13 protein-coding genes are annotated in these 18,530 nt (G+C 56.2%); 10 read left to right on the top strand and 3 right to left on the bottom strand.

Features of this window, described 5'->3' with window-relative positions; all coding sequences use genetic code 11:
- Positions 1 to 88 precede the first annotated feature (88 nt).
- The 5 genes from mgtA to VSQ83_RS16585 all read left to right on the top strand — a co-directional run bounded on the left by mgtA (position 89) and on the right by VSQ83_RS16585 (position 7,978).
- Positions 89 to 2,851, top strand: coding sequence for a magnesium-translocating P-type ATPase (gene mgtA, locus VSQ83_RS16605; RefSeq protein ID WP_326427216.1), 2,763 nt, complete (start codon positions 89 to 91; stop codon positions 2,849 to 2,851).
- Between the two features lie 330 nt (positions 2,852 to 3,181).
- Positions 3,182 to 3,805, top strand: coding sequence for a response regulator transcription factor (locus VSQ83_RS16600; protein ID WP_133077901.1), 624 nt, complete (start codon positions 3,182 to 3,184; stop codon positions 3,803 to 3,805).
- Positions 3,806 to 7,066, top strand: coding sequence for an ATP-binding protein (locus VSQ83_RS16595; RefSeq protein WP_326427215.1), 3,261 nt, complete (start codon positions 3,806 to 3,808; stop codon positions 7,064 to 7,066).
- Positions 7,059 to 7,406, top strand: coding sequence for a hypothetical protein (locus VSQ83_RS16590; protein WP_257622913.1), 348 nt, complete (start codon positions 7,059 to 7,061; stop codon positions 7,404 to 7,406). The genes VSQ83_RS16595 and VSQ83_RS16590 overlap by 8 nt, the downstream gene beginning before the upstream one ends.
- Positions 7,407 to 7,492: 86 nt before the next feature.
- Positions 7,493 to 7,978, top strand: coding sequence for a GNAT family N-acetyltransferase (locus VSQ83_RS16585; RefSeq protein ID WP_133077989.1), 486 nt, complete (start codon positions 7,493 to 7,495; stop codon positions 7,976 to 7,978).
- A gap of 130 nt (positions 7,979 to 8,108) precedes the next feature.
- Here the strand turns inward: VSQ83_RS16585 and VSQ83_RS16580 are convergent, their stop codons facing one another.
- Both VSQ83_RS16580 and VSQ83_RS16575 read right to left on the bottom strand, forming a co-directional pair.
- Positions 8,109 to 10,352 carry a TonB-dependent siderophore receptor gene (locus VSQ83_RS16580; RefSeq protein ID WP_326427214.1) on the bottom strand — a complete coding sequence of 748 codons (2,244 nt, stop codon included), beginning with the start codon at positions 10,350 to 10,352 and terminating at the stop codon, positions 8,109 to 8,111.
- Between the two features lie 141 nt (positions 10,353 to 10,493).
- Positions 10,494 to 12,236, bottom strand: a complete 1,743-nt coding sequence (locus tag VSQ83_RS16575) for a phosphoethanolamine transferase CptA (protein ID WP_133077898.1) — start codon at positions 12,234 to 12,236, stop codon at positions 10,494 to 10,496.
- Positions 12,237 to 12,600: 364 nt separating this feature from the next.
- On the opposite strand from VSQ83_RS16575, the gene gnd reads away from it, so the two are divergent.
- The 5 genes from gnd to nudC all read left to right on the top strand — a co-directional run bounded on the left by gnd (position 12,601) and on the right by nudC (position 17,714).
- On the top strand, positions 12,601 to 13,581 hold the full coding sequence (gnd, locus tag VSQ83_RS16570; protein ID WP_133077897.1) for a phosphogluconate dehydrogenase (NAD(+)-dependent, decarboxylating): 981 nt from the start codon (positions 12,601 to 12,603) through the stop codon (positions 13,579 to 13,581).
- Positions 13,578 to 15,101, top strand: a complete 1,524-nt coding sequence (zwf, locus tag VSQ83_RS16565; protein WP_326427213.1) for a glucose-6-phosphate dehydrogenase — start codon at positions 13,578 to 13,580, stop codon at positions 15,099 to 15,101. The genes gnd and zwf overlap by 4 nt, the downstream gene beginning before the upstream one ends.
- Complete coding sequence (locus tag VSQ83_RS16560) at positions 15,098 to 15,916, top strand: HAD family hydrolase (RefSeq protein WP_326427212.1); 819 nt, start codon at positions 15,098 to 15,100, stop codon at positions 15,914 to 15,916. Before zwf ends, VSQ83_RS16560 begins: the two co-directional genes overlap by 4 nt.
- A gap of 124 nt (positions 15,917 to 16,040) precedes the next feature.
- Positions 16,041 to 16,853 carry a crotonase/enoyl-CoA hydratase family protein gene (locus tag VSQ83_RS16555; protein ID WP_326427211.1) on the top strand — a complete coding sequence of 271 codons (813 nt, stop codon included), beginning with the start codon at positions 16,041 to 16,043 and terminating at the stop codon, positions 16,851 to 16,853.
- A 30-nt stretch (positions 16,854 to 16,883) separates the two neighbouring features.
- Positions 16,884 to 17,714: an NAD(+) diphosphatase gene (gene nudC, locus VSQ83_RS16550; protein ID WP_133077893.1), complete on the top strand. Its 831-nt coding sequence runs from the start codon at positions 16,884 to 16,886 to the stop codon at positions 17,712 to 17,714.
- Here the strand turns inward: nudC and VSQ83_RS16545 are convergent.
- On the bottom strand, positions 17,682 to 18,461 hold the full coding sequence (locus VSQ83_RS16545; RefSeq protein ID WP_219262110.1) for a TSUP family transporter: 780 nt from the start codon (positions 18,459 to 18,461) through the stop codon (positions 17,682 to 17,684). The genes nudC and VSQ83_RS16545 overlap by 33 nt on opposite strands.
- Positions 18,462 to 18,530 lie beyond the last annotated feature (69 nt).

The raw sequence follows: 18,530 nt of genomic DNA, 5'->3' as shown, positions 1-18,530 counted from the left end.
TTTAAAACGCCGGGCATCAGCTACCGGCGTTTTGATCATGAGCGAAGTCCCTCAGTGGCATGTGCGCTCGCGTCGCAGGAGTAGCACCATGAAACTCGCCCTGAAAGAATTCTTCGCAGGCTTTTTGCGTACTCGCCATTTCGGCCGGCACTTTCGGCGCCTGGCCTTGCTCGACAGCCTGACCAACACCACGGTCAGTCGGGAAGTACCACCGACTCTGGCGCAAACCCTGGTGGTCGCTGCCAACAGCGACAGCGCGTTATTGATCGACAACCTGGGCACCCACACCGACGGGTTGAGTGATGCCGAGGTCGATGCGTTGCGTCAGCAACACGGGCTCAATGAGGTTGAGCACGAACAGCCGCTCAGTCGCTGGGTGCATTTGTGGCACTGCTACAAAAACCCGTTCAACCTGCTGCTGACCTTGCTCGCAGGTGTGTCGCTGGCCACCGATGACGTACAGGCGGCCGTGGTGATCAGCACCATGGTGGTGCTGTCGACCGTGCTGCGTTTTTGGCAGGAGGCAAAGTCCAACAAGGCGGCTGACGCGCTCAAGGAAATGGTGAGCAACACCGCCACGGTGATGCGCCGAGACTTTGGTGCTGACACTTCGCCGATGTTTGGCCGGTTTTCGGGAGCCGCTCGGCAAATCAGGGGCGCGCAGCGTATCGAATTGCCGATCAAGCAACTGGTGCCGGGTGATCTGATTGTGTTGTCGGCAGGCGACATGATTCCGGCCGATTGCCGGGTGCTCAGTGCCAAGGACTTGTTTGTCAGCCAGGCGGCGATGACCGGTGAGTCCATGCCGGTGGAGAAGTTTTCCCGTCAGTCTGACAACCAGACCAGCAACCCGCTGGAGCTGGAAAATATCTTGTTCATGGGCACCAACGTGGTCTCCGGTGCGGCGACGGCGGTGGTACTGACCACGGGTAATAACACCTATTTTGGCGCGCTGGCCCAACGGGTGGGTGCGACCGATCGTGGCCCGACTTCGTTTCAGACCGGGGTCAACAACATCAGTTGGCTACTCATCCGCTTCATGTTTGTGATGGCGCCGCTGGTGCTCTTTATCAATGGTTTTACCAAGGGGAACTGGACCGAAGCCTTGCTGTTCGCGTTGTCGGTGGCCGTGGGGCTGACCCCGGAAATGTTGCCGATGATTGTGACCTCGACCCTGGCCAAGGGCGCGGTGTTTTTGTCCCGTAAAAAAGTCATCGTCAAACGCCTGGATGCGATTCAGAACTTTGGCGCGATGGATGTGCTGTGCACCGACAAGACCGGCACCCTGACCCAGGACAAGATTTTTCTGGCCCGACACGTTGATGTGTGGGGACAAGAGTCTGACGATGTGCTGGAAATGGCCTATCTCAATAGCTACTACCAGACCGGCTTGAAGAACCTGCTGGACGTGGCGGTGCTGGAGCATGTTGAGGTTCACCGTGAGCTGAACGTGGGCACGGCTTTCAGCAAGGTGGATGAAATCCCGTTCGACTTTACCCGCCGACGCATGTCGGTGGTGGTGGCCGAGCAGGATCAGCCTCATCTGCTGATCTGCAAGGGGGCTGTCGAAGAAGTGCTGTCCGTGTGTAACACCGTGCGCCATGGCGATCAGGAAGAAGCCCTGAGTGACCCGTTGCTGGCGCGTATTCGCCAGGTGACCGCCGAATTCAACGAGGAAGGCTTGCGGGTTGTGGCCGTGGCTGCGCGGCCAATGACCGGGGGGCGGGACACTTACAGCCTGGCGGATGAACAGGAACTGACGCTGATTGGCTATGTGGCGTTCCTGGACCCTCCCAAGGAGAGCACCGCCCCGGCGCTCAAGGCGTTGGCCGAGCATGGCGTTGCCGTAAAAGTGCTGACCGGCGATAACGAATTGGTTACGGCCAAAATCTGTCGGGAGGTCGGCCTGGAGCAACAGGGCCTGCTGATGGGCAACGACATTGAGCGCATGAGTGATGCCCAGTTGGCGGAGGCAGTGGAAACCACCAATGTATTTGCCCGGCTTACCCCCACGCACAAGGAACGTATCGTGCGTTTGCTCAAGGCCAATGGTCATGTGGTCGGCTTTATGGGCGACGGGATCAACGATGCCCCGGCGTTGCGCACGGCAGATATCGGGATTTCGGTGGACAGTGCAGTAGACATCGCCAAGGAGGCAGCTGACATCATTCTGTTGGAAAAAAGCCTCATGGTGCTGGAGGAGGGTGTGCTGGAAGGGCGCCGCACCTTTGCCAACATGCTCAAGTACATCAAAATGACTGCCAGCTCGAACTTCGGCAATGTGTTCTCGGTGTTGGTCGCCAGTGCGTTTATTCCGTTTCTGCCAATGTTGCCGATGCACTTGCTGGTGCAGAACCTGCTTTACGACGTGTCACAAATTGCCATCCCGTTCGATAACGTCGATGAGGAAATGCTGAAAAAACCGCAGCGCTGGCAGCCTGCTGATGTCGGGCGTTTCATGTTGTTCTTTGGGCCGATCAGCTCGGTCTTCGACATCCTGACTTTTGGGCTGATGTGGTACGTCTTCAAAGCCAACACACCCGAACACCAGACCCTGTTTCAGTCAGGCTGGTTTGTGGTCGGTTTGCTGACCCAAACCCTGATCGTCCACATGATACGTACACCGAAAATCCCGTTCCTTCAAAGCCGCGCGGCAATGCCGTTGATGGTCATGACGGGGATAATCATGGCCGTTGGCATTTTCCTGCCAATGGGGCCTTTGGCAGGCTACTTCAAGTTGCAGGCGTTGCCGGGGTTGTACTTTGTGTTCTTGCCAATGATTTTGCTGGCCTACATGGCGCTGACCCAGGCGGTAAAAGGGTTCTACATTCGCAAGTTTGGATGGCAATAAGAATTAACTTTGACATCTAAAGGGAGCCGAATCGTTATTCGGCTTTTGGATCCATATCTTGGGAAAAAACCTACAAATCTGATGGTGTTTTCCCTTCTCGTAGATCGTCTCCGATTAGCGATCATCCCCGGCTCGATTTCGAACGGGGTACGGTATGTTGCGCATAGATATTGTGGACTTTGGAGATTATGTTCGTAAGAACTGTCCTATACTTTCAGTGTCATTCATCAGGTCGTTTTTTCCAGGCTTTGGCTTGCCGTACCTATTCAAAACGATATGTTTGTGCCTGATATACGCTGATGCTCGGCTAGCTAGCGGAGGATTAAATGTATGAAAGTGTTGATTGCGGATGATCATTCACTTATTCGGTCAGCCATGAAAGTACTGCTGGAAAGCCAGGGTTATGAAGTCGTGGCTGAGGCGGCCAATGGCACTGACACTGTTCAATTGGCGCGTTTGCATCATGTTGACCTGATTGTCCTGGATATCACCATGCCCGGCCTTGATGGCCTGGAGGTGATCAATCGAATCAGGGTCGCAGGGCTGGACACCCGTATTCTGGTGCTGACGTCTCAGTCCCCCCTGTTTTATTCCCAACGGTGCATGAAAGCCGGGGCGGCAGGGTTCATCAGTAAAAGCCAGGATCTCACCGAGTTGTTGAGGGCCGTGAAAATAATCATGGATGGTTACACGTTTTTTCCGTACCTGGCGGCCAGTTCGGTACGCAACAGTGATGCAAACATGAGCGACGTTGAGTTGATTCAGCACTTGTCGGCCCGGGAGTTGTACATATTGCAACAGCTCGCCCGTGGCTTGAGTAACAAGAAGATTGCTGAAGACATGATATTGAGCAGTAAGACCATCAGTACTTACAAGGCGAGGTTGATTGAGAAGTTGAATATAAAGTCGGTCGTTTATTTGGCAGATTTTGCCAAGCGCAATGATTTGATTTAATTGAAAACTCTTGCATGTCTGGGACTTGCTGGGCTGCTGCTTGTCCTTGGTCAGTACGTCGCAGCCGCTGAAACATCGGTGCAGACATTGCGCCTGTTGGGACGTTCGAGTGTTGAAGAGTACAGCGTGGTACTTGAGCCTTCCGAAGTGCAATGGCTCAAACAACAGGGCCCCTTGCGTCTTGGCATCTCGGCCCCCGATTACGGTCCGTTTGACCTGGCCGTCAATGGCCAGGACTTCGAAGGCTTGACCGCCGATTATGCGCAGTTGCTGTCACAGTTGCTGCACATCGATATTGAGGTCAAACGGTATCCCTCGAGGCCGTTGGCGATAGAAGCACTCAAGCAGGGCGAGCTGGACTTATTAAGCAGCTCCAATGGTTTCGAGGCACAAGATCCCCAGTTGGTGCTAAGCCTTGCCTACGCAGACGATTCGCCTGCGCTGGTGACGCGCATCAGTAATCGTGAGCGTCCACCCGTCGATCTGGCAGGGTTGCGTGTGGCCATGCTTGATCACTATTTACCGCCCCAAAAGGTCAAGGATTTTTACCCCAAGTCTACCTTGCAGTTGTATCCCTCAACCCTGACGGCGATCGGCGCCGTAGCGTTTGGCCAGGCCGACGTCTACCTCGGGGATTACATCAGTGCCAATTACCTGATCAACAAAAACTACTTGAACAACGTGCAACTGGCTGACTTTTCCCGGCTGGAAGACAACCCGTTCTCTTTTGCGGTACGCCGCGATAACCCCAGATTACTGCGCGTTGTTAATGCGGCGCTGGCGGTGATTCCGCCCAGTGCGCGCATGACGATCCTGCGGCGCTGGAGCTCCGACGGGCCTCAAATCACTAACCCCTGGCGCTTTAACCCCAGCCCTGGCGAGCAACGATGGATGGCTATGCACCCCAGGATAAAGGTGGCGATCAATGATCAGTTTGTACCGTTGTCATTCTTTGATGAGCAGGGCACGTTCAAGGGTTTGATTGCTGATCTGTTAACCAAGATCAGTGCACACACAGGACTTGAGTTCGAAGCCGTGCGCGAGAGCACGGTGGCTGAGGGGGTTAAGCTGGTCAGTTCGGGCAAGGCACACATGCTGGGAGGGATCACGAGCGGTACTGCCCGAGAGAATCAACTGCGCTTTACCAGACCTTACCTCACAACGCCTTTTGTGCTGACCACCCGTATTGGTTCTGATGTGCCTGAAACCCTGGATGAAATGTCGGGCCGGCGGGTGGCATTGGTGCGGGGCAACGTGTTGCGCGAGTTTATTGAGCAGAACTACCCCGGCATTCAGGTGGTGGAGGCTGACAACCCTCCTGCGGCCCTGAGCATGGTGGCAGAAGGCGCAGCTGATGCGGCGGTCAGTGCGCTGGTCAGTGCACGCTATCTGGTCTCGAGGCGATTTAGTAAACAGCTGCAAATCACCAGCACGGTAGGTACACAACCCGAGCAGATCGGCTTTGCCACAGCCAGCAATGATCCGCAGCTGAACTCCATTCTGGGCAAGGCGCTCATGAGCATTACCCCAGGAGAAATGAGTGAGCTGACCGGCCGTTGGCGCACTGACATACCCGTCGTTGAAAGCTATTGGCTACGTAATCGTGCGGCAATTATTCAAGGGTTCGCCATTGCGGCGGCCCTGCTCTTGGTGGCGGTTGCCTGGATTACTTACTTGCAGCGAGTGATTGCCAGGCGCCAGCAGCTAATGAACGAGTTGAACGTCGCCAAACAAAGTGCCGATGAGGCTAATCGGGCGAAGACAACATTCCTGGCGACCATGAGTCATGAAATACGCACACCCATGAATGCGGTAATCGGCATGCTTGAACTGGCCATGAAAAAAGCCGACCAGGGTGTCATGGATCGGTTTGCAATCGAAGTGGCATCCGTCTCGGCCCGCGAGTTACTCGACTTGATTGGCGATATTCTGGATATCGCGCGTATTGAATCCGGTTATTTGTCATTGACCCCCAAGCGCTCCAATCTCAAGTCCCTGGTAGAGGCCGTGGCACGGATGTTCGATGGGCTTGCACGCCAGAAGCACTTGAGCCTGATATGCGAATTGAGCCCTGCGTCGGACACAGATGTCATGATCGATCCGATGCGTTTTAAACAAGTCGTCTCCAACATGTTGAGCAATGCCATCAAGTTCACGAATGTGGGCGCAGTTCGGCTGAAACTGAACGTAGAGCCTGCTCACGATGGGCAGCAGGTGTCGGTGTGTTTGCGCGTTGAGGATACGGGCGTCGGTATTTCTGACGAAGACCAGTCTCGACTGTTCAGTCCATTTGTTCAGGCCAGCAACAACACCCAGTCTGCGCGTAGTGGCTCAGGGTTGGGCTTGGTGATTAGCCGTGAACTCTGCGAAATGATGGGCGGGCAGTTGCACCTCAGTAGCGTGCAGGGGACCGGAACTCAGGTTGAGATCACGATGGTGGTGCCATTGCTTGAACCTGAAGAAATCGCCGTCGACGAGGCGCAGCAAGAAGTCGGGAGCACACGCTCGCTGAATGTATTGGTGGTGGATGATTATCCGGCGAATCGGATGCTGCTGGCCCAACAACTCAGCTACCTGGGGCACCGCGTGGCCGACGCCGAAAATGGTGCGCTGGGTCTGAAGGCATGGCGGATGGGGCAGTTTGACGTGGTCATCACTGATTGTTCCATGCCGGTCATGGATGGCTATGAGCTGGCACGGGCAGTGCGGTCAGAGGAGGTCGCGTTGGGGCGAGCGCCCTGCCAGATTTTTGGTTTTACGGCCAACGCACAACCAGAGGAAGCTGTGCGTTGCCGGGAAGCTGGAATGGATCAATGCTTGTTCAAGCCCATCAGTTTGAAGGACTTGAGTGCCTGCCTGGCGTCTGGGGTACCGCAGGGGCCATCAGGCAAGAGTGCCGATGAGTCTGACGGGCAGATTGATCTGACTTATCTTAAACAGTTGAGCCAAGGTGATGATGGGGTGGTCCACAAACTGCTCGCTGAACTGGCCATCAGTAATCGCCAGGACCTCGGTGCACTGATCGAGCTGTTTGTGAAAGATGATTATGAGGGATTGAGTGCTCTGGCACATGGTGTCAAAGGAGGAGGCAAGCTCATTCAAGCCACGAAGCTGATTGAGTGTTGCGAGCAACTGGAAGAGATTTGCAGGATGGCGGAACCACAAGGTCTTGCTGGTGCTGTCGATGCACTGCACTACAGCATGGAGCAACTGGCCGACGAGCTGGACCGTTATGCTCAAGCCGATGAGTCTCATGAATGACGAGGCCAAAATGCCAACAAAAACATTACGAATATTGATTGCCGATGATGATCCAGTACAAGCGCTGAAAATGGAAAGGGCTCTTAACCTTCTGGGCTATTACCGGATCGCGCCTTTGTACAACCCTGAGGCCTTGGTGAGCTTGAGAGCAGCCCGGACCAATGAGTATGACGTGCTGCTGATCAGCCAGAAAATGGCAGGAGGGGGCATTGCGGATGAAGCTCAATTCCACAAGGAAAATTCGCAGTTTCGCCATGTACTGATTTATACGGATGCTGAGAGTTTTTCAAATCAGCTCGCCACCCGGATGTCGATGCTTGATTCCACGCACTTGCCCTGAGACGGATACTTGTGTGCTTCACAGGGGCCGCGCTAAGGTCTGGTGTTCTCATAAACAGAACCAGGATTGGTCGAGGAATGCCCGTAATGTCGGATGTCGTGGTAGTTCAAGCTGATTATACAAACCCGGTTCATGCTCAAGCGCTGAGAGACGTGTTGAACCACTACGCCAAAGACCCCATGGGTGGAGGTGAAGAGTTGTCGCAGGACGTGTTGGCGCAATTGCCGGCAGAGCTTGCCAGACGCCCTCATGCGTTTAGCGTGCTGGCGTTCGTCAACGGCGAGGCGGCAGGTCTGGTGAACTGTTTTGAAGGTTTTTCGACGTTTGCTGGCAAACCGTTAGTCAACGTACATGATGTGTCAGTGGTGGATACGTTTCGCGGTCTGGGCCTGAGTCAGAAAATGTTGCTCAAGGTCGAAGACATTGCCCGTGAGCGAGGCTGCTGCAAGATCACCCTGGAAGTGCTTGAGGGCAACCCCGTGGCTCAAGGTTCCTATCGCAAGTTTGGTTTCAGCGATGGTCAGCTCGACCCTGCTCACGGGCGCATGATGTTCTGGAACAAATATTTGTAAGCGCGGCGGGTTTCACACGTCCTGCGGGAACGGTGCTTGCCCGTCATGCAGGTGGGGCGGTGTTTCAGGCTTGCCGCGGCGATTGCATCGCGAGCAAGCCTGCTCCCGCTGTGCTTGATAAAGCTCCGGTTTAGAGCGTCCACTCCAGGCCAACACTCACCGTTCGCGGTTCGCCCCAGAACACGCCGTTATAGAAGCCGACGTTTTCGTAATACTTCTGATCGAGCAGGTTCTTGACGTTCAATGATGCCGAGACGTGTTCGTCGAATGTGTAGCGGGCCATCAGGTCGACGAGGGTGTAGGACTTTTGGGTGATGTCTTCTTTAAAGGTGATCGGATAACCCGCTGCATTTTTCTGTCCGGTAGGACGGTTGGCAGCGCGATAGATATCGCTTTGCCAGTTGACGGCGGCGCCCACGGTCATGGCATTCCACTCACCTGGCAGGCGGTAGGTGCTCGAAATTTTGACCAGATTCAATGGCGACGCGGTATTCATGCGTTGGCCTGCGGCGTTGCGTGAATGGGTGTAGGTGTAACCGGCGACCATGTTCCAGTCCTGCATGACCTCACCGGCCAGTTCGACCTCAAAGCCATTGATCTTGTTGCCCTTGCCACCGGATTTGTAATATTCCTCGCCCTTGGGGCCGCGAGGCACTGAGTCGTCGATTTCCGGTACGTTGTCCTGCTTGCTCCAGAACACGGCTGTCGACAGGTTGAGGCGTTCTTGCAAGAAGCTGCCCTTCAAGCCCAGTTCATAATTGCTACCCACCACCGGTTCAAGATAAGCATCGCCTACGCCCTTGTTGGTTGCAGGTTTGAAAATATCGGTGTAGCTCGCGTAGACCGTCAACTCCTCGGTGAAGTCATACAGCAAGCCCGCGTAAGGCGTGATGATGTCGTTTTGTGTCTGGCTGACTTTTGTGTGCTTGAGAGGGCCTGAATTGTTCTCAACAAACACGGTGTTGGCGTTGGAGCTTTTCCAGCTGCCATAACGGGTGCCGAGTACGGCATGCCATTCATCCGTCAGGTTGAAGCGTGTAGCCAGGTAACCGGACTTTTGTTTGACGATGTTTTGGCTGCCCTCAATGCCGGTATTAAAGTCCTGATACTTGGGAATCGAACTCATGTCCTGCCAGTTTGGAATGGTGTCGTAGGTCTCTGGGTTGAGGTTAATCATCAAGGGTGACGTGTTGTCGTTTTTGGCCTGGCCGTAACCCACCATCAACTCGTGGTCACGCCCGAACAAGGGGTAAGTGCCTGAGATATTGACGTCGACGGCGGTCATTTTTTCTTCGCCGATAAAATGGCTGTTATAGGCCGACATACCTGTGCCATCGGCATTGGGGAAACCGCCCCCGGCGTAGTAGACCTTGCCTTCGGCGTCACTGGTGCGATGGGTATAGGCCGCTTTGAGGTGCCAGTCATTGGACAGTTGCTGGTCCAGGGTGGCGAAGGCGGTCTTGTCCTTCATCGGCCATGAACTCCAGGAGGTGGCCAGGTTGGTTGAGCGGCCAAATTTGGCTTTCTCGCCCGAACCGGTCCAATAGGGAGTGGTCCCCCAGGACGACCCTTTTACCTGTTTGTCCTGGTAGTCGTAACCCACTGCCAGGAGGGTGGTGTCGGTCAGGTCTGCTTCCAGAATGCCGTAGGCCACTTCACGCTTGAGTGCATAGATATCGCGAAACGACTTGCTGTCGCGATAAGACAACACGGTGCGCCCGCGCAAACGACCGTCGAAAGCCAGCGGGCCGCCCACGTCGACATAGCTGTAATAGTCATCGTAACTGCCGCCTGTTGCCCCGGCCTTGGCCTGCAATTGGTGGGTGGGGCGTTTGCGGATCATGTTGATGGTGCCCGACGGATCGCCCGCGCCGGTTGTGAGGCCGGTGGCGCCGCGCACCACTTCAATTCGGTCGTAGATGATGGTGTCGGCATCAGTCTTCATAAAACTGAACGTATTGAGCATCCCGTCAATCTGGAAATTGGAGATGGTGTAGCCGCGTGATGAATAACTGACCCGGTCGGAGTCGTTGTGCTGCACCACAATCCCCGTGGTATGGCGCATGGCCTCGGTCAGGGTGTTGAGGTTGAAGTCATCCATCTCCTGACGGGTGACGACTGAGATCGACTGCGGAGTTTCGCGAATACTCAGGTTGAGTTTGGTCGCGGTGCTGGTCGAGCCCGTGGTGTAGGAACCGGTATTTTCGGTGCTGGCGCCCAGGCCTTGGGCGGTGACACTGGTACTGCCCAGTTCCAGTGAACGGGAGGTTTTCTCTACGTCATCCTGCTCGGTGTCGGCCAACAATTGCGGGCTGACGGTAGTGCCGATAAGCCCGAGTGTCAGGGTCATGGAACGGGTAAATGGCGCGAACATCGCTGCCGACTCCTTGTCGTTGTTATGAAGTTGTCTAGTGCTTCAAACGAATGACAAGGAGAAGGTTTAGGGGTAATGAGAATTATTTGTGATGTGTGTGCCTGAAAACGAGCAGGGCGCCATTGGCGCCCTGCAGGTTATTTATTGCTTGGCTACATTGCCTGCAGCCGGAGGTTTAGGCTTGATCAGGCTGAAGTCGATCAAGGCTTTCTGCGGGCGCGAGTACGGATCGCCAATCAGTTGCGGGCGGGCGACAAACTGATCGCTGACCAGGCTTTTCTTGTCGTCCAGTTCATCGGCACTCAGGCCGGCCAGATCAGTCCAGGTATGGATGAACTGCGAGCTGCTGTAAGGACGGCTGAGGTCACTGGCGAAATTCCAGGTGTGGTTTTCACGCCATTTTGGCGATGCCCAGGCCATGAACGGAATGGTGTACATCGGTGCTGTCGGCTTGGCTTCGTTACGGCCCAGGGTGTTGTGACCGACCGAATCGAATACATCTTCGCCGTGGTCGGACAGATACAACAGGAAGCCGTTGGGGTCGGTCTTGGCGAAGTCCTTGATCAGGCTCGACACCACGAAATCGTTATACAACACGGCATTGTCGTAGCTGTTGTAAGTCGGTACCTGGTCGTCGGTCAGTCCGGCTGGCACACCGGTACGGTCCACGAACTTGTCGAAGGTCGGCGGGTAACGGTACTGGTAGCTCATGTGGGTGCCGAGCAGGTGGATCACGATCAGTTTGCGCGGGGCGCTGTCGGCCAGGATCTTGTTGAACGGCTCAATGACATCGCCGTCGTACTGGCGAGCGTTCTGGTTGCGGTTGTTGTTGAGGTAGACCTGTTCATCAGCCTGCTCGGAGAAGGTGGTGAGCATGGTGTTGCGCTTGGTCATGGTCTGCTGGTTGGTGACCCAGAAAGTCTTGTAGCCCGCTTGCTTCATGACACTGACCAGTGACGGAGTACTGAGATACAGATCCGGGTTTTCTTCGTCAGCGAACGTCAGCACTTGTTGCAGGGCTTCAATGGTGTAGGGCCGTGGAGTGACGACGTTGTCGAAAATCGCCAGTTGATCGCGCAATTTATCGAGGTTTGGCGTTGTCTCGCGCGGGTAGCCATAGAGGCTCATGCGCTGGCGATTGGTCGATTCGCCTATGACCAGCACCAGGGTGGTTGGCTTGCCGGCTTCGTTGTCCTTGAGGTTGGTCAGGGGCGGAATCTTGCTGACGCTGGCCAGCATGCCTTGCATGTTATCCAGTTGCTCCAGATAACGGCGATACGCCACTACCATCTGCCACGGCACTGCAGGTTCGACACGGCTTTCGAAGCTTTCCATGGCGGAGGCCATAGAGTCGTGCTTCATTGTCTGTTTGATCAGCGGGTAACCGATAACCGCCACCAGTATGGCAACCGCTGCAGCCCAGGCCTGCACGCGGGGCAGGTACACCGGGCGCAAGCGTGACCACAGGAACACGGCGAAAGCGGTATGGGCCACGAATGCCAGCACCATCCACCAGGCAAAATACTGGGTCATGTATTCGCCAGCTTCGGAGATGTTCGATTCGAACATGATGAAGATGACGCTTTGCGAGAATTCTTGCTGATAGATAAAGAAGTAGCCCAGGCTTGCCATCGAGCAGGCCCACAGCACGACGCCAATCACGGCAGCCATTACGCGGGTGTGCTTGGGAAACATCAGCATAGGGGCCAACCAGACGGCACTCATCACAAAGGCCTGGCGGAACCCCGAGAAGCCGGAGGTGCCGGTCAGCTGGATCAGTAGCTGGGTGATGCCGGAAAAATACCAGAAGAACAGGAACAGCCAACCCAGGCCGGCCCAGTCAAATCCTTTCGCAGACGTGTTGCTGCGTTTAAACATCCCCATACAGCGCTCCAGCTGATAACTGACTTGAATGGTTGTTGCCTATTAATCAGGCACAACACATGGGGGCTGCCTCACGAAAGAGCAGCCACAAAGTGTTCAAGTATCTCCAAGTGCATGTGAAAACTTTGTCGCCAATAGCTGCGCTTGCGGGGGGTGTGTCGGCGCATTCGGCGACCTTGAGGGGTATTGGTTTTGCAATCTTTGCTGCTTCGTCCGTCTGTTGAGTGTATTGAATCGGGAATCTGCCCTTCACCTTGTGCGAAACTATGCACCATGTGTCAGGACTGATCCTGACCGGGCACCTTGGGCAATGTTGCACTAAGGTGCTGTACACCTATTTATTTGTCGTTGGGAGCAACAGTACATGCAGTTGGGAATTATTGGATTGGGCCGTATGGGCGGGAATATCGCACGGCGTCTGATGCTCAATGGGCATACAACCGTGGTTTTTGACCGCAATACCGACTTTGTCAGCGCTCTGGAACAGGAAGGCGCCACCGGCGTTGCCGATTTGCCAGCGCTGGTCGCAGGCCTGGCCAAACCCCGTGCTGTCTGGGTCATGCTGCCTTCAGGTGCGCCGACCGAAGACACCATCGAGACCCTGAGCCAGCTGCTGGACGCCGATGACATCATCATCGATGGCGGTAACACCTTCTATAAAGATGACATGCGTCGTTCGCAGTCTCTGGCCGAAAAGGGCATCCAGTACGTTGACGTCGGTACCTCGGGCGGCGTGTGGGGCCTGGAGCGCGGTTATTGCATGATGATCGGTGGAGACAGCGCTGTCGTGAAGCACCTGGACCCGCTGTTTGCAGCGCTGGCCCCGGGCATGGGTGACATCCCGCGCACCAAGGACCGTGTATCTGACGACGATCGTGCCGAGCGTGGTTATATCCATGCGGGCCCGGCAGGTGCTGGTCATTTCGTGAAGATGGTGCACAACGGTATTGAATACGGTTTGATGCAGGCTTACGCCGAAGGCTTCAACCTGATGAAGATGAAGGGCGGTGAGAACCTGCCTGAAGAGCAGCGCTTTGACCTGAACCTGGGCGATATTGCCGAAGTATGGCGTCGTGGTAGCGTTGTTTCGTCCTGGCTGCTGGATTTGACTGCCGATGCCCTGGCCACTGATGAGCCGCTGGATGGCTACTCAGGCGCCGTGGCAGATAGCGGTGAAGGCCGCTGGACCATCGAAGCTGCAATGGAGCAGTCGACGCCGGTTCCGGTGTTGTCGCAAGCCCTGTTTGCCCGCTACAGTTCGCGCCAGCAAAGCCTCTATGGCGACAAAATGCTATCGGCCATGCGCTTTGGTTTCGGTGGCCATGTGGAGACGTCTAAAAAATGATTGATCTGTCCAGTAAACCTGACGCCAAGCCCGCGCCGCCCACCACTCTGTTCTTGTTTGGTGCCCACGGTGATCTGGTAAAGCGCTTGCTGATGCCTGCGCTGTACAACTTGAGTCGTGACGGTTTACTGGACGGTGGCCTGCGCATTGTGGGCGTTGACCACAATGGGATCAGTGATGAGGGTTTTGCCAAAAAGCTGGAGGACTTCATTCGCAATGAAGCGTCCAGCAAGGTGGATCATCCTGACGGGCAAGGCTTGAATGCCGATTTGTGGGCCTCGTTGGCGAAGAACATCAGCTACGTGCAGGGCGATTTTCTGGATGACAGCACCTACGGGGCGCTGGAGCAGAAAATCATCGCCAGCGGCACTGGCAATGCGGTGTTCTACCTGGCCACTGCACCACGCTTTTTCAGCGAAGTCGTGCAGCGGCTGGGTGCCAGCGGGTTGCTCAAGGAAACCCCCGATGCATTTCGCCGGGTCGTCATTGAAAAACCTTTTGGCTCTGACGTGCAGACAGCTCAAGCATTGAATGAGTGCCTGCTCAATGTCATGAGCGAGAAGCAGATCTACCGGATTGACCATTACCTGGGCAAGGAAACCGTCCAGAATATTTTGGTCAGCCGTTTCTCCAACGGGCTTTTCGAAGCCTTCTGGAACAATCATTACATTGACCATGTGCAGATCACTGCGGCTGAAACCGTCGGGGTCGAGACACGTGGCAGTTTTTACGAACACACCGGCGCCTTGCGCGACATGTTGCCCAACCATTTGTTTCAACTGCTGGCGATGGTGGCGATGGAGCCCCCCGCAGCCTTTGGGGCCGATGCAGTGCGCGGTGAAAAAGCCAAGGTGATTGGAGCAATCCGCCCCTGGTCGAAAGAAGATGCGTTGAAAAATTCTGTACGCGGGCAGTACACCCAGGGTGAGTCCGGCGGCAAGCCGGTCGTGGGATACCGCGAAGAGAACAACGTGGCTGCTGACAGCAGCACTGAAACCTTTGTGGCGCTCAAGGTGATGATCGACAACTGGCGCTGGGTCGGTGTGCCGTTCTACCTGCGCACCGGCAAACGCATGAGTGCGCGCGACACTGAAATCGCCATCTGTTTCAAGCCTGCGCCTTATGCACAGTTCCGCGACACCGAAGTTGAACGTTTACAGCCCAACTATTTACGTATCCAGATCCAGCCCAACGAAGGCATGTGGTTTGACCTTCAAGCCAAGCGCCCGGGCCCCGGGCTGAAAATGGCCAATATCGAGTTGGGTTTTGCGTACAAGGACTTCTTCGAAATGCAGCCTTCCACAGGCTACGAGACGTTGATTTACGACTGCCTCACCGGTGACCAGACCTTGTTCCAGCGTGCCGACAATATTGAAAACGGCTGGCGTGGTGTGCAGCCTTTTTTGGATGCGTGGCGTGAACACACTGACGTTCAGCCTTACAAGGCCGGGGAAGACGGCCCGGAGGCGGCCAAAGAGTTGCTGGCTCGCGATGGTCGCGTCTGGCTCAACATAGGATGAGTGACGTGAAGCTGGACTCCGTTGAATTGGTGCTGTGCGACATGGATGGCACCTTGCTGTTGCCCGACCACACCATCAGCCCGCGCAACCTGGCTGCGGTCAAGGCGTTGCAGGCTGCAGGCATTCATTTCACCCTGGCTACCGGCCGCCCGCCCAGGGCCATGCGCGAGTATATCCGGCAGTTGGGTATTGAATTGCCCACTGCAGGATTCAACGGCGGAGTGCTGGTAAACGCCGATGGCAGCTATTTGCAGTCCCATCATGTGCCGTACGAGGCGGTGTTGAAGGCGCTGGCCCGGTTGTCCGGACATGACGTTGAAATCTGGGTGTTTGCTGACGATGAGTGGCTGTTGCGCGATCCGTTGGGCCCGATGGTTGCCCACGAACAACAGGGGCTGGGTTATGCGCCCTTAGTGGTAGAGAGCTTTGAACCTTATTTGCATCGAGTGGACAAGATCGTGGCCACTACCAGCAATGCGCCACTGCTGGTGGAGCTTGAACAGAGTCTGCAGCAGGTGTTGAGCGGGGAGGCATCGGCCAGCCGGTCGCAGGCCCGTTATCTGGACATCACTGCACTCAAGGCCAACAAAGGCGATGCCCTTGCAGCGCTGGCCGAGCATTTGGGTGTGCCCCTTGAGCGTACGGTAGCGATCGGCGACGGCGGCAATGACCCTGCGATGTTCCATCGTGCCGGGCTGTCGATCGCCATGGGGCAGGCCGAAGCGCAGGTTCGCGAGCAGGCGATGCAGGTCACTGGCAGCAATGTCGAAGACGGCGTTGCCCAGGTGATAGAGCGTTTTATCCTGCAGCGTTGAGGGCTATTCAGGCAGGTCATTTTGTCCGTAGTTTGGCGCAATCGCGGCCTGCCTGGGGCCGGTCAGGCTTGTTATAGTCCGCCGCTCATTGAGCGGCGACAGCGCCCCATAAAGGATTCAGGTTATGTCCGACTACCAGGCTTTTCAGGTTGAGTTAAACGGCAACATTGCCCACGTTCAGATCAACCGGCCTGAAAAGGTCAATGCGATGAACGCGGCGTTCTGGACCGAGATCATCGAGATCTTCCAGTGGATTGATGAAACCGATGCCGTACGGGTTGTCGTGCTCAGTGGTGCAGGCAAGCACTTTTCAGCCGGTATCGACTTGATGCTGCTGGCATCGTTAGCCAATGAGATGGGCAAGGATGTGGGCCGTAATGCCCGCATGCTACGGCGCAAGATTCTGCAAATGCAGGCCTCGTTCAATGCCGTGGATCATTGTCGCAAGCCCGTTTTGGCGGCTGTTCAGGGCTATTGCCTGGGCGGGGCGATTGACCTGATCGCGGCCTGTGATATGCGCTACGCCGCCGAGGATGCGCAGTTCTCGATCAAGGAAATCGACATGGGCATGGCCGCTGACGTGGGGACTTTGCAACGTTTGCCGCGCATCATCGGTGATGGCATGCTCCGCGAACTGGCTTACACCGGGCGGATGGTCGCGGCGGATGAGGCCCGAGCTATCGGCCTGGTCAACCGCGTCTACAGCGATCATCAGGCGTTGCTGGACGGGGTAATGGCAATTGCCCTGGAAATCGCCAGCAAATCCCCCATCGCCATTGCCGGCACCAAGCAGATGATCAGCTATATGCGCGATCACCGTGTGGACGATGGTTTGGAATATGTTGCGACCTGGAACGCGGCGATGCTTCAGTCCAGCGACTTGCGGCTGGCGATGACGGCGCACATGACCAAGCAAAAACCCGAGTTTCTGGATTGACGTCTTTGTAACCTGAACAAGGATCATTTAATGACACCGCGTTGGATCACGGCAGTACTGGATACAGACCTGACTGGAGGCTGGGCCGTGGCGCGCGGCCCCGACGGGTTCTTGATCAATCACAATGGCCCGCTCTTTTCCCGGGAGTGGCTCAAGCGCCAGGACCTTGCTGTGCTGGCGGAGCATGGCATCGGACACCTGGACGGCGAGCCGGTGTACCTGCTCGAGCTTGCAAGTGCGGCCCAGGTCGAGGGCTGTGATTGGCAGGGCTTGCGTGCCTTCATGCTGGGCGATGACCACACGCTGTACAAGGTGCTGGGTTATGCCGCGCAAATTGGCACCTGGGCTCGTGAGCATCGCTTTTGTGGTAGCTGCGGGCAGGCCATGACGCAGGTGCCGAGGGAGCGTGCGATGTATTGCGCGGCCTGCGATTTGCGCAGTTATCCACGTATCTCGCCCAGCATGATTGTATTGATTACCCGGGGCGATGAAGTGCTTCTGGCCCGTTCACCGCGCTTTGTACCGGGGGTCTACAGCACTCTGGCGGGATTCGCCGAGCCGGGGGAGTCGGCCGAGGATTGCCTGATTCGCGAAGTGCGCGAAGAAGTGCAGGTGGAGGTCAGGAACATCCAGTATGTGGGCAGCCAGTGCTGGCCGTTCCCGCACTCCATGATGCTGGGTTTTCACGCCGAGTACGCGGGAGGCGATATCGTGCCTCAGGCCGACGAGATAGAAGATGCGCAGTGGTTCAATGTGCACCGGCTGCCGCCGTTGCCGGCGTCGCGCTCAATTGCGCGTTATCTCATCGACTTGTATGTAGCCCGTCGTTTAGGCCATGCCGAACCAGTGCTGCCAGGCTAGGCGCACGGTCAAACCCAATACCACGGTGATAAACACCGGGCGAATGAATTTGGCCCCGCCGCTGATTGCGCTGCGGGCGCCGAAGAAGGCGCCGACCATGACTGCAAAGCCCATGGTCAGACCGATCACCCAGTCCACATGGCCGGAGAATATGAACACCGACAGCGCTGCAATGTTGCTGACGAAATTCATGCTGCGCGCCACACCGCTGGCCTTCACCAGATCGACCGGGTACATCAGCATGGTGCTGACGGTCCAGAACGCGCCCGTACCCGGCCCGGCTACGCCATCATAAAATCCCAGGCCCAGGCCCTGGGGCAGTTGCCATTTCTTTTTGATCGGCGCGTCGTTGTCGACAGGCGTTTTGGGAGTGCCGCCAAACAGCAAGTAGAGTCCGCAACCGAAAACAATCACCGGCAGCATTTTGTTGAGCCATTCGGCGGGCATGTAGTGGGCGACAACTGCGCCGATCAGTGCACCGGCGAGGGTTCCGAAAATGGCCAGCTTCCATTCGCGAGGATGGAACAGTTTGCGTCGGTAGAAGGTAAGGCTCGCGGTGGCTGCGCCGAATGTCGAGCTGAGCTTGTTGGTGCCCAGCACCAGATGTGGCGGCAAGCCTGCGGTGAGCAGGGCAGGGGTGGTGAGCAGCCCCCCGCCCCCGGCAATGGCGTCGATGAATCCGGCAACAAAGGCAACGGCGGCCAGAATGGCGAGGGTGGTCAAATCTACGCTGAGTTCAAAAGGCATGGGATCGACTTAATTCGGCGGGACGTACAGCGCAAACGCGCAGGAAGGACGTCATCTTACCGATAAGCG

Origin of the sequence: Pseudomonas sp. DSV-1 (assembly GCF_035830915.1) — a bacterium.
GTDB lineage: Bacteria > Pseudomonadota > Gammaproteobacteria > Pseudomonadales > Pseudomonadaceae > Aquipseudomonas.
Note: the sequence above shows the minus strand (reverse complement) of the source record. Positions and strands in the feature narration are given on the sequence as shown.